Below are 15,239 nucleotides of genomic sequence, written 5' to 3' on the forward strand. Positions count from 1 at the left end.
CCGGTCAACCATATGTTGCGCGGATGTTACGCGTAACCACAGTTCGGTTGGCATTTACGCTGTGAGTATGGCGCGAGACCTGGGTTCATGGTTGTCGGGGCTTGGTTCGGTGCAAGGGGCGGGCAACTCTCGGTACCCGGGAGAGCAGCTCGGCCTGCCCGAGGCCGGGCCTGGATCGGCGGCACCGATGTCGCGGCGGCTACTGGCGCTGCTGCTCGACTGGCTGATCGCCGGCGGACTGGCACTGCTGTTCGTCAAGGGAAACCTGTTGTCGCCCACGCTTTCCTCGGCCCAGCTGCTTACCTGGATCGCCATCGGCACGGTCGCGGTGCGGCTGTGGAGGTTCACTCCGGGCCAGTACCTGGCGGGTCTGCAGGTGGCGCCGGCCGACGGAACCAACACGATCGGTATCGGCCGCACGTTCGTCAGGAACCTGCTGATCGCCCTCATCGTGCCGCCGCTCGTCACCGATATCGACGGCCGTGGTCTGCATGACCGGGCGACCCGCACCGTCGTGATTCGTGTGCGATGAGCGCTTGCGCGAAGAGCGCGGGCAGCGCTAGATGATCCTGCTTGCCGTCTGTATGGCGGTGTTCATGCTGCTGCTCGACATGACGATCGTGTCGAGTGCACTCGCCGACCTGCAGCTGTCTTTGGGGGCCGACCTCGCCGATCTGCAATGGGTCATCGACGCCTATGCGCTGCCGATGGCAGGGCTGCTGCTCACAGCCGCCACTCTCGGCGATCGCCTGGGTCGCCGAAAGCTCTACCTGCTGGGCATGGCGATCTTCACGGCAGCCTCTCTGTGCTGTGCGCTGTCGGGCAATGCGGCCACGCTGATCGGGGTGCGGGCGGTGCAGGGCGTCGGTGGCGCGATCCTGCTGGCGGTATCGCTGCCGATCATCGCGGCCGCGTACCCGCAGGAGCGCCGCGGTGGCCCCATCGCGATCTATGGCGCGGTGATGGGCGCGGGTAGCGCCGCCGGCCCGCTGCTGGGCGGATTACTCGTCACACATTTCGGGTGGCAGGCGATCTTCCTGGTCAACCTCCCGGTGGGTGTGGCCGCGCTGGTGATCGCGGCCCGGCACCTGCCGGAGACCCGTGCCGACGAGGTACGGCCGGTGGACTGGGCGGGCACGATGCTGCTCACCTTCGGTCTGCTGACCGGTGTTTTCGCGGTCATCTCGCTGCATGACGGGGGGATCGGAGCTCGCGCGTCCGGCGCCCTGGCGGTCGCCGCGGTCATCGCCCTGGTGTTGTTCTTCTGGTGGGAGAACCGTGCCCCGGCGCCGATGCTGAGCCTGCGGCTGGTCGCCTCGCCGGGCTTTGCCGGAGTGTGGGTTGCCGCGGCCGCGGCCTCCGGCACGCTCATCGCGGCCACCAATTACCTGGCGTTGTACTTCATGGACACGTTGGGTTACAACGCTTTTGAGACCGGGCTGCGGGCCGGGCCGCTGACACTGGCCACCATTGTGGGTGCGCCGCTCGGAATTCTGGTGGGCAAGCGGCTCCCCACCATGGTCACCATTCCCGCAGGAGTAGCGCTGGTGGCGCTCGGACTGTGGGCCGCGTCGGGGGCACATGCCGATACGGCCTGGACTCATTTCATCGTTGGTTCGGCGCTGGCCGGTTTGGGATTGGGCGCCCTGTCCGCGGTGACATCCGATGCGGCTCTGCAGTTCGTGCCGCTGAGCGATGCCGGGATGGCGACCGGATCGGTGAGCACGGGCCGCCAGATCGGCATTCTTTTGGGCGTCGCGGGCATGGGTGTGGCATTCGGGCATGCCGCCGCGCGCCAGCCCGAGGCCCGGGCCGCAGGCGCCGCAGCCATCAACAGTGTGCTGTTGCTGGGGGCGGTCGCGGCGGCGTGTGCCGCGTTCATTTCGCTGATTCTGCTCGGGGTGGCTACGATGAGTCGCTCGCACGATCCGGCCACCGGAGAGTCGCTAGCTATCTAGCCATCGGTGCAGAGCGCCTGCCAGTGCGGATACCCACGGGGATTTGTGCATTGCGGTCGTGCGCCGTAGACAGAGGGAGTAGCTTTCGATCATGGAGAGCGCGGCGGTTCTCATCGCGGCGCCCGGTGTCGGTTCCGATCGGGGGACGGACGCGAACCCGCGGCCGCGGTACAGCATTGTGTTGTCGTCGGATCCGGCTGAAATAGAAGCCGCACAACGACTTCGGTATCAGGCATTCGCCGACGAAATGGGGGCGCCGCTGCCGCATGCCGTTCGCGGGCCGCTCACGGGCGAGATGATTGACCTGGACAAGCTGGATCCCTATTGCGACCATCTGCTGGCGCGCGACGAGGACACCGGCGCCATCATCGGCTGTTGCCGGTTGCTGCCGCCCGAGGGCTACCAAGCGGCGGGGGAGACCTTCACGGACTCGATGTTCGACGCGTCGGCCCTGGACCCGCTGCGGCCCAAATTGGTTGAGATCGGCCGGGTTACCGTCGCGCCCGAGCATCGCAACGGTGCGGTGATGGGGATCTTGTGGGCCGGGATCTTCCGGTACCAGCAGATGACCGAGCACCAGTACGCGATTGGCTGTCTATCCGTCCGGATGGAGGACGGCGGGCCGCGTGGATCGTTGGTGCGCTCGGTGCACGATTTCGCGCAACGGTTTGCCGCCCCCGAGGAGTATCGGGTCATACCGCGCCAGCCCGTCGTGGTCGACGGCGTGCCGCTGGAGGACATTCCACCGCAGGAGAAGGCCAAGATTCCGCCGCTGCTGCACGGATGCCTGCGGATCGGTGGGCGTATCTGTGGTCCGCCGTCCTTTGACCCGGAGTTCGACATGGCGGACTTCTTGGTATTGGTCACCAAGGACACTGCGCGGCAACGCTATTTGGAGCGTTTGGAGCGGTCCCTTGCTCTCGGATAGCCATGCGCCCCACGATGTGCTCGGGGTCGGATTCGGGCCGTCGAACCTTGCGCTCGGGATAGCGCTGTCCGAGCATCCCCATAGGCTCTCGGCACAGTTCGTCGACGCTCAATCGCAGTTCGGATGGCATCGCGGCATGCTCATTCCGGGGGCTCGGATGCAGGTCTCGTTTCTCAAAGACCTGGTGACCCTGCGCAATACGAAGAGTCACTACACCTTTGTCAACTACCTGACCGAACGTGGGCGGCTGCCGGACTTCATCAATCAGCAGAGTTTCTTTCCGACCCGGGAAGAGTTCCACGATTACCTGGATTGGGCGCAACAGGCGCTTGACGCCGATGTCAGCTATTCGTCGCGGCTGGTGGGCATCGAGGCGGCCCACGACGGGTTCGAGGTGCGGTTGCAGGACACCTCGGGGTCATCGCCGGACCGTTCGATGCATGCACGTGCTCTTGTTCTGGGCTGTGGAACCTTCCCTGCGATGCCCTCCGGGATCAATCCCACTGCCCGGCAATGGCATAGCAGCCAGCTGTTGCACCGTCTCGAGGCGTTGGACGGTCCTCCGGCCCGGGTCGCGGTTGTCGGTGCCGGGCAGAGTGCCGCCGAGGCGGTTGCCTATCTGCACAGTCGGTACCCAAGTGCCCAGGTGCACGCCATTTTCGCGCGGTACGGATACAGCCCGGCCGACGACAGTCCCTATGCGAACCGGATTTTCGACCCGGCGGCAGTCGACGACTTCTACGGCGCCCCCGCCGAGGTCCGCCGGCAGTTGGTCGACTATCACCGCGACACGAACTATGCGGCAGTCGATTCCCCGCTGATCGCCGATCTGTATGACCGCGAGTACCGGGAACGGGTCAGCGGGCAGCGGCGCCTGTGGATGCACAACGCCTCCAAGATCGCCGCGGTCGATGAGACCCGTGGACGGGTGCGCCTCGCCGTGACTCATCTGCCGACATCGTCGACCGAGATGCTGGATTGCGATGCGGTGGTGTACGCCACCGGATATCGACCGTTGGATGTGCGGGCGTTCCTGGGCGCGCTCGCATCGTGCTACGAATTCGACGCCGACGGCCGGCCCGTGGTCGAACGCGACTACCGGCTACGGCCGCGCGCTGATGCCCCGGGGGACATCTACCTCAACGGCTCGGTGGAGCACACTCACGGACTGTCGTCCTCGTTGCTGTCCAATGTCGCGGTGCGGGCCGGCGAGATCGTGGATTCGCTTGTCGCCGAGGCGGAGACGCGCGAGGCGGTAGCGTCCTTCAAGACCGGGTAGACGAAGCGCTCGATCATCTCCGACTCCAGCGCGGGATCAGTTGCGGGCCAGAAGAGGAACGCCATCACCACACGTGCAATCCATTGCGCGGCGGTCTGGTCGGTGAGCCCGGTGAAGGCCGATGCCGAGCGCGTGATCTCCGAGGATGGTGTCAGGTAGGACCCGAGAGACGCCGGGGACATCGTCGCCAACATCGCGCTGACAACCGCGTCGTTGCGCACCGCGGTCAGTGACGCGGTGATGGCGGTGACCGCGCGCCGCGTCGCATCCGCGGACTCGACCGCACGCTGGATGTCCGCGGTGACGCTCGCGATGTTTCGGGCCAGTACCGCGTCGACGATCGCGGCTTTGCCGCCGATATGCCGGTACACCGTGGCCCGGGAGCATCCCGCCTCCCGGGCCACCGCATCCAGGTTTAGCCGGTCCAAGCCATGGCGGGCGATCTGCCGGGCCGCCACCGACACGATGCGGTCGGTGGCCATGGTGTGGCGATCACCCCGGTGCAACCAGTCCGAATACCCTGACATCAGACTCCAAATCTATCTCATAGTGAGACAAAATTAGCCATGATTCTCATCATCGACGCAGGTGGAACGGGCGAGGTGAGACGGCATGGATTGCGGCTCTGAATAGGGCGTTCTCACTTTCGGGAATGCCTTGACGTGCGGTTTTGTGGTCTGCCAGCCTCGTGGGTGATGAGCACCGTGGAATTGTTCGACCCGCAGGTCCTGGAGGATCCGTATCCGTTTTATCGGCGGCTGCGTGAGACGGCACCGGTGTGGCCGGTGGCAGATTCCGGCTTCTACTTTGTCTCGCGCTGGGATCTGGTGGTGGAGGCGACCGAGCGTACCGAGGACTTCTCGTCCAACCTCACCGCCGCACTCATGCGATCGGGCGACGGTGTGACGGTGGCGGCAATGGGGCCGCCCGCAGACCCCACACATGTGCTTGCCACCGGCGACGAACCGGTCCATCACGCGCATCGCAAACTGGTGCTGCCGACCCTGGTCGCCAAGCGGATCACGGCGCTGGAGCCGGTGATGGCCGAGACCGGTACGCAGTTGTGGGAGCGCGGTGTGAACGGTGACAGCATCGACTGGATGGCCGCGATGGGTGACGCGCTGCCCATGACCATGGTGGCCCGGCTGATCGGCCTGCCCGACGAAGATGTGCCGCAGCTGGTGCAGTGGGGTTATTCCAGTACGGAGATGCTCGGCGGGCTGAATACACCGGAACGGCAAACTCAGGTCGTCACGGACACCATGTACCTGGTGCTGTACCTGCGTGAGCACCTGGAGAAGGAGCTCGCGGCGCCGGGCGAGGACCTGCTCGGATACCTGGCCCGGGCCTGCAAGCGGGGCGATATCTCGCTGGACATCGGGGTGATGATCTTGGTCCAACTGGTGGGTGCGGGTGGTGAGTCGACGGCCGGGCTGATGGGCAATGCGGTGCGCATCCTCGGCGAGAATCTCGACCTGCAGCAGCGCATCCGATACGACCGGGCCCTGTTGCCGGCGTTCCTGGAGGAGGCGCTACGGCTGGAGTCACCGTTCCGCGGCCACCATCGTCACGTGCTCGCCGATACCTCGCTCGGTGACGTCGAATTGCCCGCCGGTAGCCACCTCACGCTGCTGTGGGGCGCGGCCAACCGAGACCCGGCAGCCTTCGACGACCCAGACACCCTGCGCCTGGACCGGTCGAGCCCGCGCAGCCACATCACCTTCGGCAAGGGGCTGCATTTCTGCGTGGGAGCGGCGCTGGCACGCCTGGAGGCGCGCACCGCGATCAACCTATTGCTGGATCGCACACGCGAATTTGTCGTCAAACCCGATGGCGCTCAATGGGTCCCAAGCATCATGGTGCGTCGGCACCAGAAGCTGGAGCTGGCGCTCGGGAACTAACGCCGCCTGATGGTGCGCTGCATCCCGCCGCGCACCTTCCCCTGGCCGGGTATCGGACCCTTGGGCATGGCGGCAGCGCGTGAACCCAGCGCCGCCAGTCGCGACTCCAGCGAGTCCATCTGCTTGGCGGTGATGTTGGCGGGGAGCTTGGTGAGGTGGCGCTCCAGCTTGGACAGCGGCACCTGGCCGTCCTCGTTGCCGACGATGACGTCGTAGATCGGCGTATCGCCGACGAGGCGAGCGGTGCGCTTCTTCTCCTGGGCCAGCAGCGGGCCGAGCCGGCCGGGGGCGCCCTCGGCGACGAAGATGACACCGGGGCGGCCGATGACGCGGTGCACGACGTCAAGCTGGGTGGTTCCGGCGACAGCGGTGGTGACCCGCCACTTCCCACGCATGTTGTCCAGCGCCCAGCCCGCGGCACCCTTCTGTCCCTCGGCCTTGGTGAACACCGACTTCTGTACGCGCCGGCCGAAGATGATGAACGCCACCAGCACGCCGAGCACCACGCCCAGGATCGGGAACAGGAACGTGCTGATACCACCCGAGAAGTACCCGGCAACCGCGAACACGGCGACGATCAGCACAAAGGCGCCGATCATGTAGGGCAGCAGCCGCTTGTCTTCCTTGCGCTGAATCTGGAAGGCCTGCCACATCTGGGCGCGGCGCGCCTTCGACTCGGCCTTGCGGCGCGCCTTTACCTCGGCCTTGGCGGCCTTGGCCTCGGCGGGACTCAGTGATTTAGCCATGGCTAGAGAATATCGCCGTCTGCGGCGTGTCCTTACCGCGCTGCCCGACGACCTTGGCGCGAGCGGCTCATCCGATGAGGTTGATCGCCTCTTGACGGGCCGAACCTGCTGCCGCCAGGTGCTCCAGGGCATCGGGCAGGGGCCGGCCGTGGTGCGCCATCGCCTGCGCGTACAGCCGTCCGGCCCGGTACGAGGAACGCACCAACGGACCGGCCATCACACCGGCGAAGCCCAGGCCCTCCGCGAACTCCGAAAGTTCCACGAACTCCTGCGGTTTGACCCAGCGGTCCACCGGATGGTGGCGCGGCGAGGGACGCAGATACTGGGTGATGGTGATGATGTCGCAGCCCGCCTCGTGCAAATCAACGAGCGAATCCTGTATTTCTTGGTTGGTCTCGCCCATACCGAGAATCAGGTTGCTCTTGGTCACCAGCTGCGCCTCACGCGCCGCGGTGATCACCGACAGGCTTCGCTCGTAGCTGAATGCGGGCCGGATTCGGCGGAACACCCGGGGCACCGTCTCCAGGTTGTGGGCCAGCACCTCGGGACGGGATGCGAACACTTCGCTCAACTGTTCCGGGATGGCATTGAAGTCCGGGATGAGCAGCTCCACGCCGGTGGCCGGGTTGAGCTCCTTGATGTATCGCACGGTTTCGGCGTACAGCCAAGCGCCGCCGTCGGGCAGATCGTCGCGGGCCACTCCGGTGACCGTCGAGTACCGCAGGCCCATGGTGTGCACGCTCTCGGCGACGCGACGCGGCTCGTCGCGGTCCAGGTCGGCGGGCTTACCGGTGTCGATCTGGCAGAAATCGCAGCGACGTGTGCACTGCTCGCCACCTATGAGGAAGGTGGCCTCGCGGTCTTCCCAGCATTCGAAGATGTTGGGGCATCCGGCTTCCTCGCACACGGTGTGCAGGCCACCCGAGCGCACCAGCGACTTGAGTTCCTTGTATTCGGGTCCCATCTTCGCTCGGGTGCGGATCCAGTCCGGCTTGCGTTCGATGGGGGTTTGGGCGTTGCGGACTTCGAGCCGCAGCAGCTTGCGGGGTTCGGTCATACCGTCGTCCCGACCGCGAGGCGACCCTCGAGTGCGTCGAGCACCGAGGAAACCACCTGGTCGCGCACCTCGGCGACGGTGACATCGCGGCCCAGCTCGGCCGACAGGGTGGTGACACCGGCATCGCTGATGCCGCAGGCCACGATCGGCAGATAGGCATCCAGGCTGTTGTCGCAGTTGAGAGAGAAGCCGTGCATGGTCACGCCGCGCTGCACCCGGACCCCGATGGCGGCAATCTTGCGTTCCGGCTTTCCGCCGCCGGCGGCCAGCCATACACCGGAGCGGCCGTCGACGCGCTTGGTCGATATGCCCAGCTGTGCGCACACCGAGATGATCGACTCCTCAACGCGGCGCACGTAATTCACCACGTCGATGGGCTCGGCCAATTGGATGATCGGGTAGCCCACCAGCTGGCCGGGCCCGTGCCAGGTGATCTTGCCGCCCCGGTCGGTGTCGATGACGGGCGCGCCGTTGATGGGCCGTTCCTGCGGCTCGGTGCGTCGGCCCGCGGTGTAGACCTCGGGGTGCTGCAGGGTGAGCAGGGTGTCGGGCCCTCCGGCGACGCGTGCCTCGAGGATGTCGCGCTGCAGCTCCCATGCCGCCTCGTAGTCGATGGTGCCCAGATCCCGCACGACGACGGGATCTGCGCTGGACCGGATGGATCCATGAGAGCGGTGCACGGGTTCCATTATTTCACTTAATAGGTTGGGCGTTGTTGGCGTAGGCGAGCGCCTCGCCGATGGTGTGATGTTCGAACTCGAATCCATGCTGTTCCAGGACGGCCGGGATGACCCGCATGCTCCGCGTCAGTTCGGCGTCGGCGAACTCGCCGAGGAGGGCGCGCAGGGCGAACTGGGGTGCGACCAGCAGCGTCGGACGGTGCAACGTGCGCCCGAGGGCCGCGGTGAACTCGGCATTCGTCACCGGCGCCGGGCCTGTCAGGTTGACCGCACCCGACAGCGTCGTTTCGTTCAATGCGAATTCGAGGGCGCGGATCTGATCCTCCAGGCTGATCCAGGGCATGTACCAGCGTCCGTTGCCCAGTCGAGCGCCCAGACCGAGTGCGAACAGCGGCCGCGACCGGCCGAACAATCCGCCGGCGGGGGAGATCACCAGGCCGGTACGAACCTTCACCACTCTGGTCCCGGCCTGCACGGCATCTTCGGTGGCGGCTTCCCAGTCGACGCATACCCGCGCCAGGAAACCCGTTCCACTGGAGGTGGTTTCGTCGATGATGCGGTCTCCGCCGTCACCGTAATAGCCAACTGCCGAAGCGTTGATCAGCACCGGCACCCCGGCATCGGCGACGGCACCGGCCAGCACCTCGGTCGGGATGACGCGGCTGTCGTAGATCTCTTGCTTGTAGGCGCCCGACCACCGTTTGTCGCCGACGCCGACCCCACACATGTTGACGACGGCGTCGGCGCCGTTCAGGGCCCCGTGTTCGATGTGCCCGCTCGCCGGATCCCAGCGCTGCTCGTCGGGTCCCATCGGATCGCGCCGAACCAACCGGACCACCGTGTGGTCCGCGGCACGCAACGACGCGACGAGGGCAGAACCGATCACCCCCGACGATCCGGCGATGACAATGCGCTTGTGCTGGGATTCAGAGCCCATAGGCCTACAGACCCAGGTCCGCCTCGAAAGCCCCCTCTTCCAGGCGATGTTTGATCGTGGTCAGGAACCGCCCCGCGTCGGCTCCGTCGATCAGGCGGTGATCGTAGGTCAGCGGCAGGTAGCAGACCGACCGGATACCGATCGACTCGTTGCCGGCATTGTCGCGAATGACCCTGGGACGCTTCACAATCGCGCCAGTGCCGAGCATGGCGGCCTGCGGCGGCACCAAGATCGGGGTGTCGAACAGGGCGCCCTGGCTGCCGATGTTGGTGATCGTGAAGGTGCCCCCGGCGAGCTCGTCGGGCTTGAGGTTTCCGGAGCGCGCACGAGCCGCGATATCGGCGATGGCACGTGCCAGCCCGGCCAGCGAGAGATCACCGGCGTTGTGGATCACCGGGGACAGCAGACCCTGATCGGTGTCGACCGCGATGCCCAGGTGCTCGGCGTCGAAGTAGGTGATCTCCTTGGTGTCCTCGTTGTAGCTCGCGTTGACGTTGGGGTGTGTCTTGAGCGCCTCGACCGCGGCCTTGGCGAAGAACGGCAGGAATGTCAGGTTGACACCCTCGCGCTCGGCGAAGGTGGCCTTGGCGCGGGCCCGCAGCGCGGCGATCTTGGTGACGTCGACCTCGTGGGTCTGGGTCAGCTGCGCGGTCTGCTGCAGCGATTCGCGCGTCTTCTTCGCGGTGATCTGCCGAATCCGGTTGGCCTTCTGCGTGGTTCCGCGCAGGTGGGCCAGCGACGGGGCCGGGGCAGCCGGAGCCGACGGTGCCGCCGCGGGGGCGGCGGCCGGTGCGGGTGCCGCAGGCGCCTTGGCGGCTTCGGCGGCGGCGAGCACGTCCTGCTTGCGGATGCGTCCGCCCACGCCGCTACCGGCCAGCGCGGACAGGTCCACGTTGTTCTCGGCAGCCAGCTTGCGCACCAGGGGGGTGACGTACGGGTTGTCGCCGGTGCTGCCGTTGGCGGCGGGCGCAGGTGCGGCAGGTGCCGCGGGAGCGGGAGCGGCAGGTGCCGGAGGCGCGGCAGGTGCGGCTTCGGGAGCGGGAGGCGCAGCCGGTGCCGGCGGGGCCGCCGCAGGTTCGGGGGCCGGAGTGGGCGCGGGCGCCGCGGCGGGAGCGGCACCGGCAGCACCGATGACGGCCAGTTCGCCGCCGACGGCGACGGTGTCGTCCTCGTTGGCCGAGATACTCAGCAGCACACCGGCGACCGGTGACGGAATCTCGGTGTCGACCTTGTCGGTGGAGACCTCGACGAGAGGCTCGTCCACGCCGACCTCGTCGCCCACCTTCTTGAGCCAGCGGGTGACGGTGCCCTCGGTGACCGACTCGCCGAGCTCGGGCATCGTGACCGAGGTGCCCGGACCCGCCGGCGCCGCAGCGGCGGGCGCGGCCGGAGCGGCCTCAGGAGCAGGTGCCGGCTCGGGTTCGGGTGCGGGCGCAGGTTCGGGCTCCGGAGCGGGGGCGTCCGCGGGAGCGGGCTCGCTGGAAGCGGCTTCGCCGGCCTCACTGATCACGCCGAGCTCGCCGCCGATCTCGACGGTGTCATCCTCGTGGGCGACGATCTTGGTCAGCACACCCGCGGTGGGAGCCGGGATCTCGGTGTCCACCTTGTCGGTGGAAACCTCGAGCAGTGGCTCGTCGACTTCGACCGTGTCGCCCTCTTGCTTGAGCCACCGCGTCACCGTCCCTTCGGTCACGCTCTCACCGAGGGCGGGCATCTGGACGGAGAAGGCCATGGTTTCCACTCCTGAAAAGGGTTTTGGACGGCGGCTCAAAACAAAACGGACACTTCATGGCTTACCACAGCGACGTGTCCGCCGGGTCAATCCTGTCACTGAGCGCAACGACGCGCCTGTCCGGGTCCAAGATCTAGGAGTGAGCGTGCGCACGGTTGTCTGCGTCATCAAGCCCGGCAGTCGCAAGGGCCCGGCGGTGGAGGTTGCCGACGATGGCGCGCTGACCCTGTTCGTGCGCGAGCCCGCGATCGACGGCAAAGCCAACAAGGCCGCGGTCGCGTTGCTTGCCGAGCACCTGAACGTGCCGAAGTCGTCGGTGCGGCTTGTCGCCGGTCAGACGAGCAGACTGAAGCGATTTTCGGTCGGCTAACGCTGGCGGCGCTTGGCCGCGGTGAGGTCGTCGAGCGAGGACAGGCGCGGCGCGGGAACGGGAAGCGGTGCAGTGCCAGCGGCACGCAGCCCATCAAGCAGGAGCGCGAGATACCGGCGCCATGCCTGCTCGCCGAGCGTGTACACGGGCCCCAGCATGGTGAGGATCACGCCGATGTCTTCCTGCTGCGCGTCGGCCCGGATCACGCCGGCTGTTCGTGCGCGCTCGACGAGCTGCGTCACCGGCTGCACGATGTTGGGCCAAATCCGTTCCTTGTCCTCGGCTCGGCCGCGGCCCGCCAGCGCGTCATAGAGTCCGCGATCGGCGGCGTGGCGAGCGGCGATGCGCTCGCAGAATGTAGCGAGTCCCCGCCAGGGGTCTGTGATGGCGAGTGCCGCGCGAGCATCCTTCGCGATCTGTTCGGTGGCCTCGCTCAAGATTTCGGAAGCCAACTCGTGTTTGTCGCGAAAGTGCCGATAGGCGGTGCCTGTCCCCAGTCCGGCGCGCCTTGCGACCTCATCGAGTGTCGCATCGAGGCCGCGTTCGGAAAACACCTCGCGTGCCGCCGCGACAAGGCGCTCACGATTGGCCACCGCGTCTTGACGGGCCACGGTCACACCAGCCCGTGCGCGAGGAGATCTCGTGCGCAATCGGTGACAGTTTCGGCCCCGGCTCTGGCCGACCAGCCCAGCACTCGCTCGGCCTTGGCAGTCGAATGCCGATTGCGTCGCCCGAGCCCGGGCGTGATCGACCGCAGATCGGGATTCACCAGCGCAAGAGCGCGCACGGCGATGTTCGGAAGCTGTCGCGTCGGCACTTTCGCGCCGTCGGTTCCCAGACGTTCCCGTAAGACTGCGGCGATATCACTCATCCACATGAATTCTCCTGTACCCAGGAATCTTTCACCGGCGGCATGGGGCGACGTCATGGCTCGCAGATGCAGATCCACCAAATCCCGGACGTCGACGACCTCCAGTCCGATTCTCGGTGTCCCGGGCATCGCTCCCGAGAGCATTCGTCCGATGACCTGAACGGAGCTGCCCTTGTCGCCTCCCAGTGCCGGGCCGAAGACTGCTCCCGGCAGGATGGTGGTTAGTTCAGTCTGCCCGCCATAGCTCTTCATGAAGTCCCAGGCCGCGCGCTCCGCAACAGTCTTAGAGCGGCGGTATGCGGGAAGCCCGGGTTGGTTGGGGTCGGTCCATAGGGTTTCGTCGGTGACGCCGTCTTCGGTGTAGGAGGCCGGGCTTGCCGCGTTGGCGGCAGAAGTCATGACCACGCGCTTGACTCCCGCAGCAGTAGCCGCCCGCAACACGTGAAGCGTGCCTTCGCGAGCTGGCACGAGCAGCGCATTTGGATCTCGGGGATCGTCGGGGGTGAGCGGGGAAGCGATATGCAGCACGTAGTCACATCCCTCGGCCGCGCCGGCCCAACCGCCCGGATGAACCAGGTCGGTATGCGCGAACTCGATCTGGTCCGCGTGATCGGTCGCCTGCGCCACGGCTTCGCGGACAGGGTCCTCCTTGGTGCGACCACGAACCGTGGTGCGCACTCCATATCCGCGCCGGAGTAACTCGGCGATCGCCCAGCGGGCGATGAATCCGCTGCCGCCGGTGACCAGGACTGTTTCGTTCACAGCACTCCCTTATCCAAGCGGAGATTACTTCTCCGTTTCTCGCACGCTACCATCAAACGGAGATAATTACTCCGTTTATTTAGCGTGATCTCAGGATTAGCTGGCACCATGGTCCAATGGCATGGATTGACGCCTTCCGCGGCAAGCGAGAGGGGCAGACCAAACAGGGCACGAACGACGACCTGCGCTACCTCGCGAACTGGGCCGCGGCGCGCACGGGCGTGGAGGCCTATGTCGAACCGCAGACCAACTTTTCCGACGTCACGGTGATTCTCATCGCGGGGGACGGCGAATGGACCCGTCGGCGCGTCGGCGGTGTCGCGGGTGCGCGCCGAATCTCCGAGCGACTCAAGATCCCGGTGTACGACGTGCACCGCACGGGATACCCACAACGCAAGCGTGACTACGACGCCCGGCAGAAAATCCTGAAGCGACGGGCAGCCGAGGAAGGCGCCTAGCCGACGTCAGCCGTTGGTGGCGATGTCCTCCAGCACCCCGAAGATGGTGCGCACCGGCACGCCGGTCCCGCCCTTGGCCGTGTAACCCCACGGTCCGCCGGTGTTGAACGCCGGGCCCGCAACGTCGATATGTGCCCACTGCACACCGTCGGCCACGAACTCGCGCAGGTACAGACCGGCCGCCAACATGCCGCCGTTGCGGTGGTTGGTGACGTTCGCCAGGTCGGCAACCCTGGATTTGAGATCGTCGCGCAGTTCCTCGGGCAGCGGCATGGCCCAACCGTTTTCGCCTACGGACTGCGAGATCGTCGACACCCGGTCGCGGAACTCGTCGGTGCCCATCACACCAGGAGTGCGGGTGCCCAGGGCCACCACCTGTGCACCGGTCAGCGTCGCGGTGTCGATCAGATAGTCGGGCTCATCCTGGCAGGCCCGCACGATCGCGTCGGCGAGGATGAGGCGACCCTCGGCATCGGTGTTGATCACCTCGACGGTGGTGCCGTCCAGGTGGGTCAGCACGTCTCCGGGGCGCTGTGCCGTCGAGGACGGCATGTTCTCGGCCATGGGCACCGTCGCGATGACGTCGATGGGCAGCTGCTGGCGGGCGGCCAGCAAGGTCACCGCGATAACCGCTGCCGCTCCACCCATATCGGAGGTCATGTTCTCCATGCCGCCCGCGGGCTTGATCGAGATGCCACCGGTGTCGAAGGTGATGCCCTTGCCCACGAGCGCGACCGTCTTGGCCTTCTTCCCCTTCGCGCCGCGGTAGGTCAACCGCACCAGCCGTGGCGGACGCGAGGAGCCCTTGCCCACGCCGACGATGCCGCCGTAGCCGCCCTTGGCCAGCTCCTTGTCGTCGAGAACCTCGACCTCGATACCTTCGGTCGTCGCCAAAGCCTTTGCACGCTTGGCGAATTCGGCCGGGAACAGATGACTCGGCGGGGTGTTCACGAAATCGCGGGCCGTCGCGACGGCGGTCGCCACCGCGGCACCGCGCTCCATGGCTTCCTTCTGCGCACGGCCCTTGTCGCCGACGAGCAACGTAACTTTCTGCAGGCCAGCATCCTTCGGTGCGGTCTTGGCGCTGCGGAACTCGGCGAAGCGGTATCCGCCCAGCACCAGGCCCTGCACGGTGGCGTCGACGTCGCGCTCGGACAACGTGGTCACCAGGTTCTCGACATTGTCGAGCGAGCGGGCAGCCACGCCGGCGGCGCGACGGATCGCCTCGGGGCCCTCGGCCTTACCGAGCCCCACCGCGAGCACACTGGCCACCGGCAACCCGTCCACCACCACCCGGGTGAGCTGTTCGGCCGAGCCGGTGGCTCCGACCGCCTTGAGCGCGGCCTCGATGGACTTGACGGCGGTCTTGTCCAACAGCTGGGCGTCGACCACCTTGGGGCCCTTGTCGGACTCCTTCTCGCCGGGGCGCACCCCCACCAGCAACACTGCGGCGGAGATACCGCGCTGCGGAATGGAGGTGGCCAGGGCGAACGAAGGTGCCGTGTATGCGCTCATAGCCTCACAGCCTAGTGAAAGCGCGTGGCGGGCCAATTAGGGTGA

17 protein-coding genes are annotated in these 15,239 nt (G+C 66.6%); 8 read left to right on the forward strand and 9 right to left on the reverse strand.

The annotated features are described in order from the left end of the window. The first annotated feature begins 67 nt into the window (after positions 1 to 67). The 4 genes from MYCSP_RS08565 to MYCSP_RS08580 all read left to right on the forward strand — a co-directional run bounded on the left by MYCSP_RS08565 (position 68) and on the right by MYCSP_RS08580 (position 4,165). Complete coding sequence (locus MYCSP_RS08565; RefSeq protein ID WP_070911002.1) at positions 68 to 532, forward strand: RDD family protein; 465 nt, start codon at positions 68 to 70, stop codon at positions 530 to 532. A 31-nt stretch (positions 533 to 563) separates the two neighbouring features. Continuing rightward, complete coding sequence (locus tag MYCSP_RS08570; RefSeq protein ID WP_088413600.1) at positions 564 to 1,958, forward strand: MFS transporter; 1,395 nt, start codon at positions 564 to 566, stop codon at positions 1,956 to 1,958. Between the two features lie 91 nt (positions 1,959 to 2,049). Then, positions 2,050 to 2,886, forward strand: coding sequence for a GNAT family N-acetyltransferase (locus MYCSP_RS08575; RefSeq protein ID WP_070911000.1), 837 nt, complete (start codon positions 2,050 to 2,052; stop codon positions 2,884 to 2,886). Further along, entirely contained in the window at positions 2,873 to 4,165 is a 1,293-nt protein-coding gene (locus MYCSP_RS08580; RefSeq protein WP_088413601.1) for a SidA/IucD/PvdA family monooxygenase, read from the forward strand. Before MYCSP_RS08575 ends, MYCSP_RS08580 begins: the two co-directional genes overlap by 14 nt. On the opposite strand, the gene MYCSP_RS08585 is transcribed toward MYCSP_RS08580, so the two are convergent. After that, a complete protein-coding gene (locus MYCSP_RS08585) occupies positions 4,048 to 4,593 on the reverse strand; it encodes a TetR/AcrR family transcriptional regulator (protein WP_235629533.1) in 546 nt (181 codons plus the stop codon). The genes MYCSP_RS08580 and MYCSP_RS08585 overlap by 118 nt on opposite strands. Between MYCSP_RS08585 and MYCSP_RS23475 the strand changes: the two genes are divergently transcribed. Together MYCSP_RS23475 and MYCSP_RS08590 are read left to right on the forward strand one after the other, a co-directional pair. Continuing rightward, the gene (locus MYCSP_RS23475; RefSeq protein WP_235629534.1) at positions 4,478 to 4,729 is read left to right on the forward strand and encodes a hypothetical protein; all 252 of its coding nucleotides are present in this window, start codon (positions 4,478 to 4,480) and stop codon (positions 4,727 to 4,729) included. The two genes, MYCSP_RS08585 and MYCSP_RS23475, sit on opposite strands and share 116 nt — an antisense overlap. Positions 4,730 to 4,860: 131 nt before the next feature. Then, complete coding sequence (locus MYCSP_RS08590; protein ID WP_088413603.1) at positions 4,861 to 6,066, forward strand: cytochrome P450; 1,206 nt, start codon at positions 4,861 to 4,863, stop codon at positions 6,064 to 6,066. On the opposite strand, the gene MYCSP_RS08595 is transcribed toward MYCSP_RS08590, so the two are convergent. The 5 genes from MYCSP_RS08595 to sucB form a co-directional block, all read right to left on the reverse strand. Continuing rightward, a complete protein-coding gene (locus MYCSP_RS08595) occupies positions 6,063 to 6,812 on the reverse strand; it encodes a DUF4191 domain-containing protein (protein ID WP_070910997.1) in 750 nt (249 codons plus the stop codon). The genes MYCSP_RS08590 and MYCSP_RS08595 overlap by 4 nt on opposite strands. Positions 6,813 to 6,879: 67 nt before the next feature. After that, entirely contained in the window at positions 6,880 to 7,869 is a 990-nt protein-coding gene (gene lipA / locus MYCSP_RS08600; RefSeq protein ID WP_070910996.1) for a lipoyl synthase, read from the reverse strand. Further along, positions 7,866 to 8,558 (reverse strand): lipoyl(octanoyl) transferase LipB, encoded by a 693-nt coding sequence (gene lipB, locus MYCSP_RS08605; RefSeq protein WP_070910995.1) that lies wholly within the window; start codon positions 8,556 to 8,558, stop codon positions 7,866 to 7,868. The genes lipA and lipB overlap by 4 nt, the downstream gene beginning before the upstream one ends. Positions 8,559 to 8,562: 4 nt before the next feature. Next, positions 8,563 to 9,486, reverse strand: coding sequence for a TIGR01777 family oxidoreductase (locus MYCSP_RS08610; protein ID WP_088413604.1), 924 nt, complete (start codon positions 9,484 to 9,486; stop codon positions 8,563 to 8,565). A 4-nt stretch (positions 9,487 to 9,490) separates the two neighbouring features. Further along, the gene (sucB, locus tag MYCSP_RS08615) at positions 9,491 to 11,218 is read right to left on the reverse strand and encodes a 2-oxoglutarate dehydrogenase, E2 component, dihydrolipoamide succinyltransferase (protein WP_088415535.1); all 1,728 of its coding nucleotides are present in this window, start codon (positions 11,216 to 11,218) and stop codon (positions 9,491 to 9,493) included. A gap of 139 nt (positions 11,219 to 11,357) precedes the next feature. Between sucB and MYCSP_RS08620 the strand changes: the two genes are divergently transcribed. Then, positions 11,358 to 11,588 (forward strand): DUF167 domain-containing protein, encoded by a 231-nt coding sequence (locus MYCSP_RS08620; RefSeq protein WP_088413605.1) that lies wholly within the window; start codon positions 11,358 to 11,360, stop codon positions 11,586 to 11,588. Here MYCSP_RS08620 and MYCSP_RS08625 read toward each other — a convergent pair. Then, entirely contained in the window at positions 11,585 to 12,199 is a 615-nt protein-coding gene (locus tag MYCSP_RS08625) for a TetR/AcrR family transcriptional regulator (RefSeq protein WP_083017888.1), read from the reverse strand. The two genes, MYCSP_RS08620 and MYCSP_RS08625, sit on opposite strands and share 4 nt — an antisense overlap. Positions 12,200 to 12,201: 2 nt before the next feature. After that, positions 12,202 to 13,221, reverse strand: coding sequence for an NAD-dependent epimerase/dehydratase family protein (locus tag MYCSP_RS08630; protein WP_088413607.1), 1,020 nt, complete (start codon positions 13,219 to 13,221; stop codon positions 12,202 to 12,204). A gap of 116 nt (positions 13,222 to 13,337) precedes the next feature. Between MYCSP_RS08630 and MYCSP_RS08635 the strand changes: the two genes are divergently transcribed. Then, positions 13,338 to 13,679, forward strand: a complete 342-nt coding sequence (locus MYCSP_RS08635; protein WP_083017791.1) for an oxidoreductase — start codon at positions 13,338 to 13,340, stop codon at positions 13,677 to 13,679. 6 nt (positions 13,680 to 13,685) lie between these two features. Here the strand turns inward: MYCSP_RS08635 and MYCSP_RS08640 are convergent, their stop codons facing one another. Continuing rightward, positions 13,686 to 15,194: a leucyl aminopeptidase gene (locus MYCSP_RS08640; protein ID WP_083017789.1), complete on the reverse strand. Its 1,509-nt coding sequence runs from the start codon at positions 15,192 to 15,194 to the stop codon at positions 13,686 to 13,688. Positions 15,195 to 15,239 lie beyond the last annotated feature (45 nt).

This window comes from Mycobacteroides saopaulense (assembly GCF_001456355.1).
In the GTDB taxonomy this organism is placed as follows: Bacteria; Actinomycetota; Actinomycetes; order Mycobacteriales; family Mycobacteriaceae; genus Mycobacterium; species Mycobacterium saopaulense.

What these genes read in the sequence shown, in the direction of transcription:
- sucB (WP_088415535.1), bottom strand. Translation starts at nt 11,218, where the DNA reads ATGGCCTTCTCCGTCCAGATGCCCGCCCTCGGTGAGAGCGTGACCGAA.
- MYCSP_RS08595 (WP_070910997.1), bottom strand. Translation starts at nt 6,812, where the DNA reads ATGGCTAAATCACTGAGTCCCGCCGAGGCCAAGGCCGCCAAGGCCGAG.
- MYCSP_RS08640 (WP_083017789.1), bottom strand. Translation starts at nt 15,194, where the DNA reads ATGAGCGCATACACGGCACCTTCGTTCGCCCTGGCCACCTCCATTCCG.
- lipB (WP_070910995.1), bottom strand. Translation starts at nt 8,558, where the DNA reads ATGGAACCCGTGCACCGCTCTCATGGATCCATCCGGTCCAGCGCAGAT.
- MYCSP_RS08590 (WP_088413603.1), top strand. Translation starts at nt 4,861, where the DNA reads ATGAGCACCGTGGAATTGTTCGACCCGCAGGTCCTGGAGGATCCGTAT.
- MYCSP_RS08635 (WP_083017791.1), top strand. Translation starts at nt 13,338, where the DNA reads ATGGCATGGATTGACGCCTTCCGCGGCAAGCGAGAGGGGCAGACCAAA.
- MYCSP_RS08570 (WP_088413600.1), top strand. Translation starts at nt 564, where the DNA reads ATGATCCTGCTTGCCGTCTGTATGGCGGTGTTCATGCTGCTGCTCGAC.
- MYCSP_RS23475 (WP_235629534.1), top strand. Translation starts at nt 4,478, where the DNA reads ATGTTTCGGGCCAGTACCGCGTCGACGATCGCGGCTTTGCCGCCGATA.
- MYCSP_RS08565 (WP_070911002.1), top strand. Translation starts at nt 68, where the DNA reads ATGGCGCGAGACCTGGGTTCATGGTTGTCGGGGCTTGGTTCGGTGCAA.
- MYCSP_RS08610 (WP_088413604.1), bottom strand. Translation starts at nt 9,486, where the DNA reads ATGGGCTCTGAATCCCAGCACAAGCGCATTGTCATCGCCGGATCGTCG.
- MYCSP_RS08575 (WP_070911000.1), top strand. Translation starts at nt 2,050, where the DNA reads ATGGAGAGCGCGGCGGTTCTCATCGCGGCGCCCGGTGTCGGTTCCGAT.
- lipA (WP_070910996.1), bottom strand. Translation starts at nt 7,869, where the DNA reads ATGACCGAACCCCGCAAGCTGCTGCGGCTCGAAGTCCGCAACGCCCAA.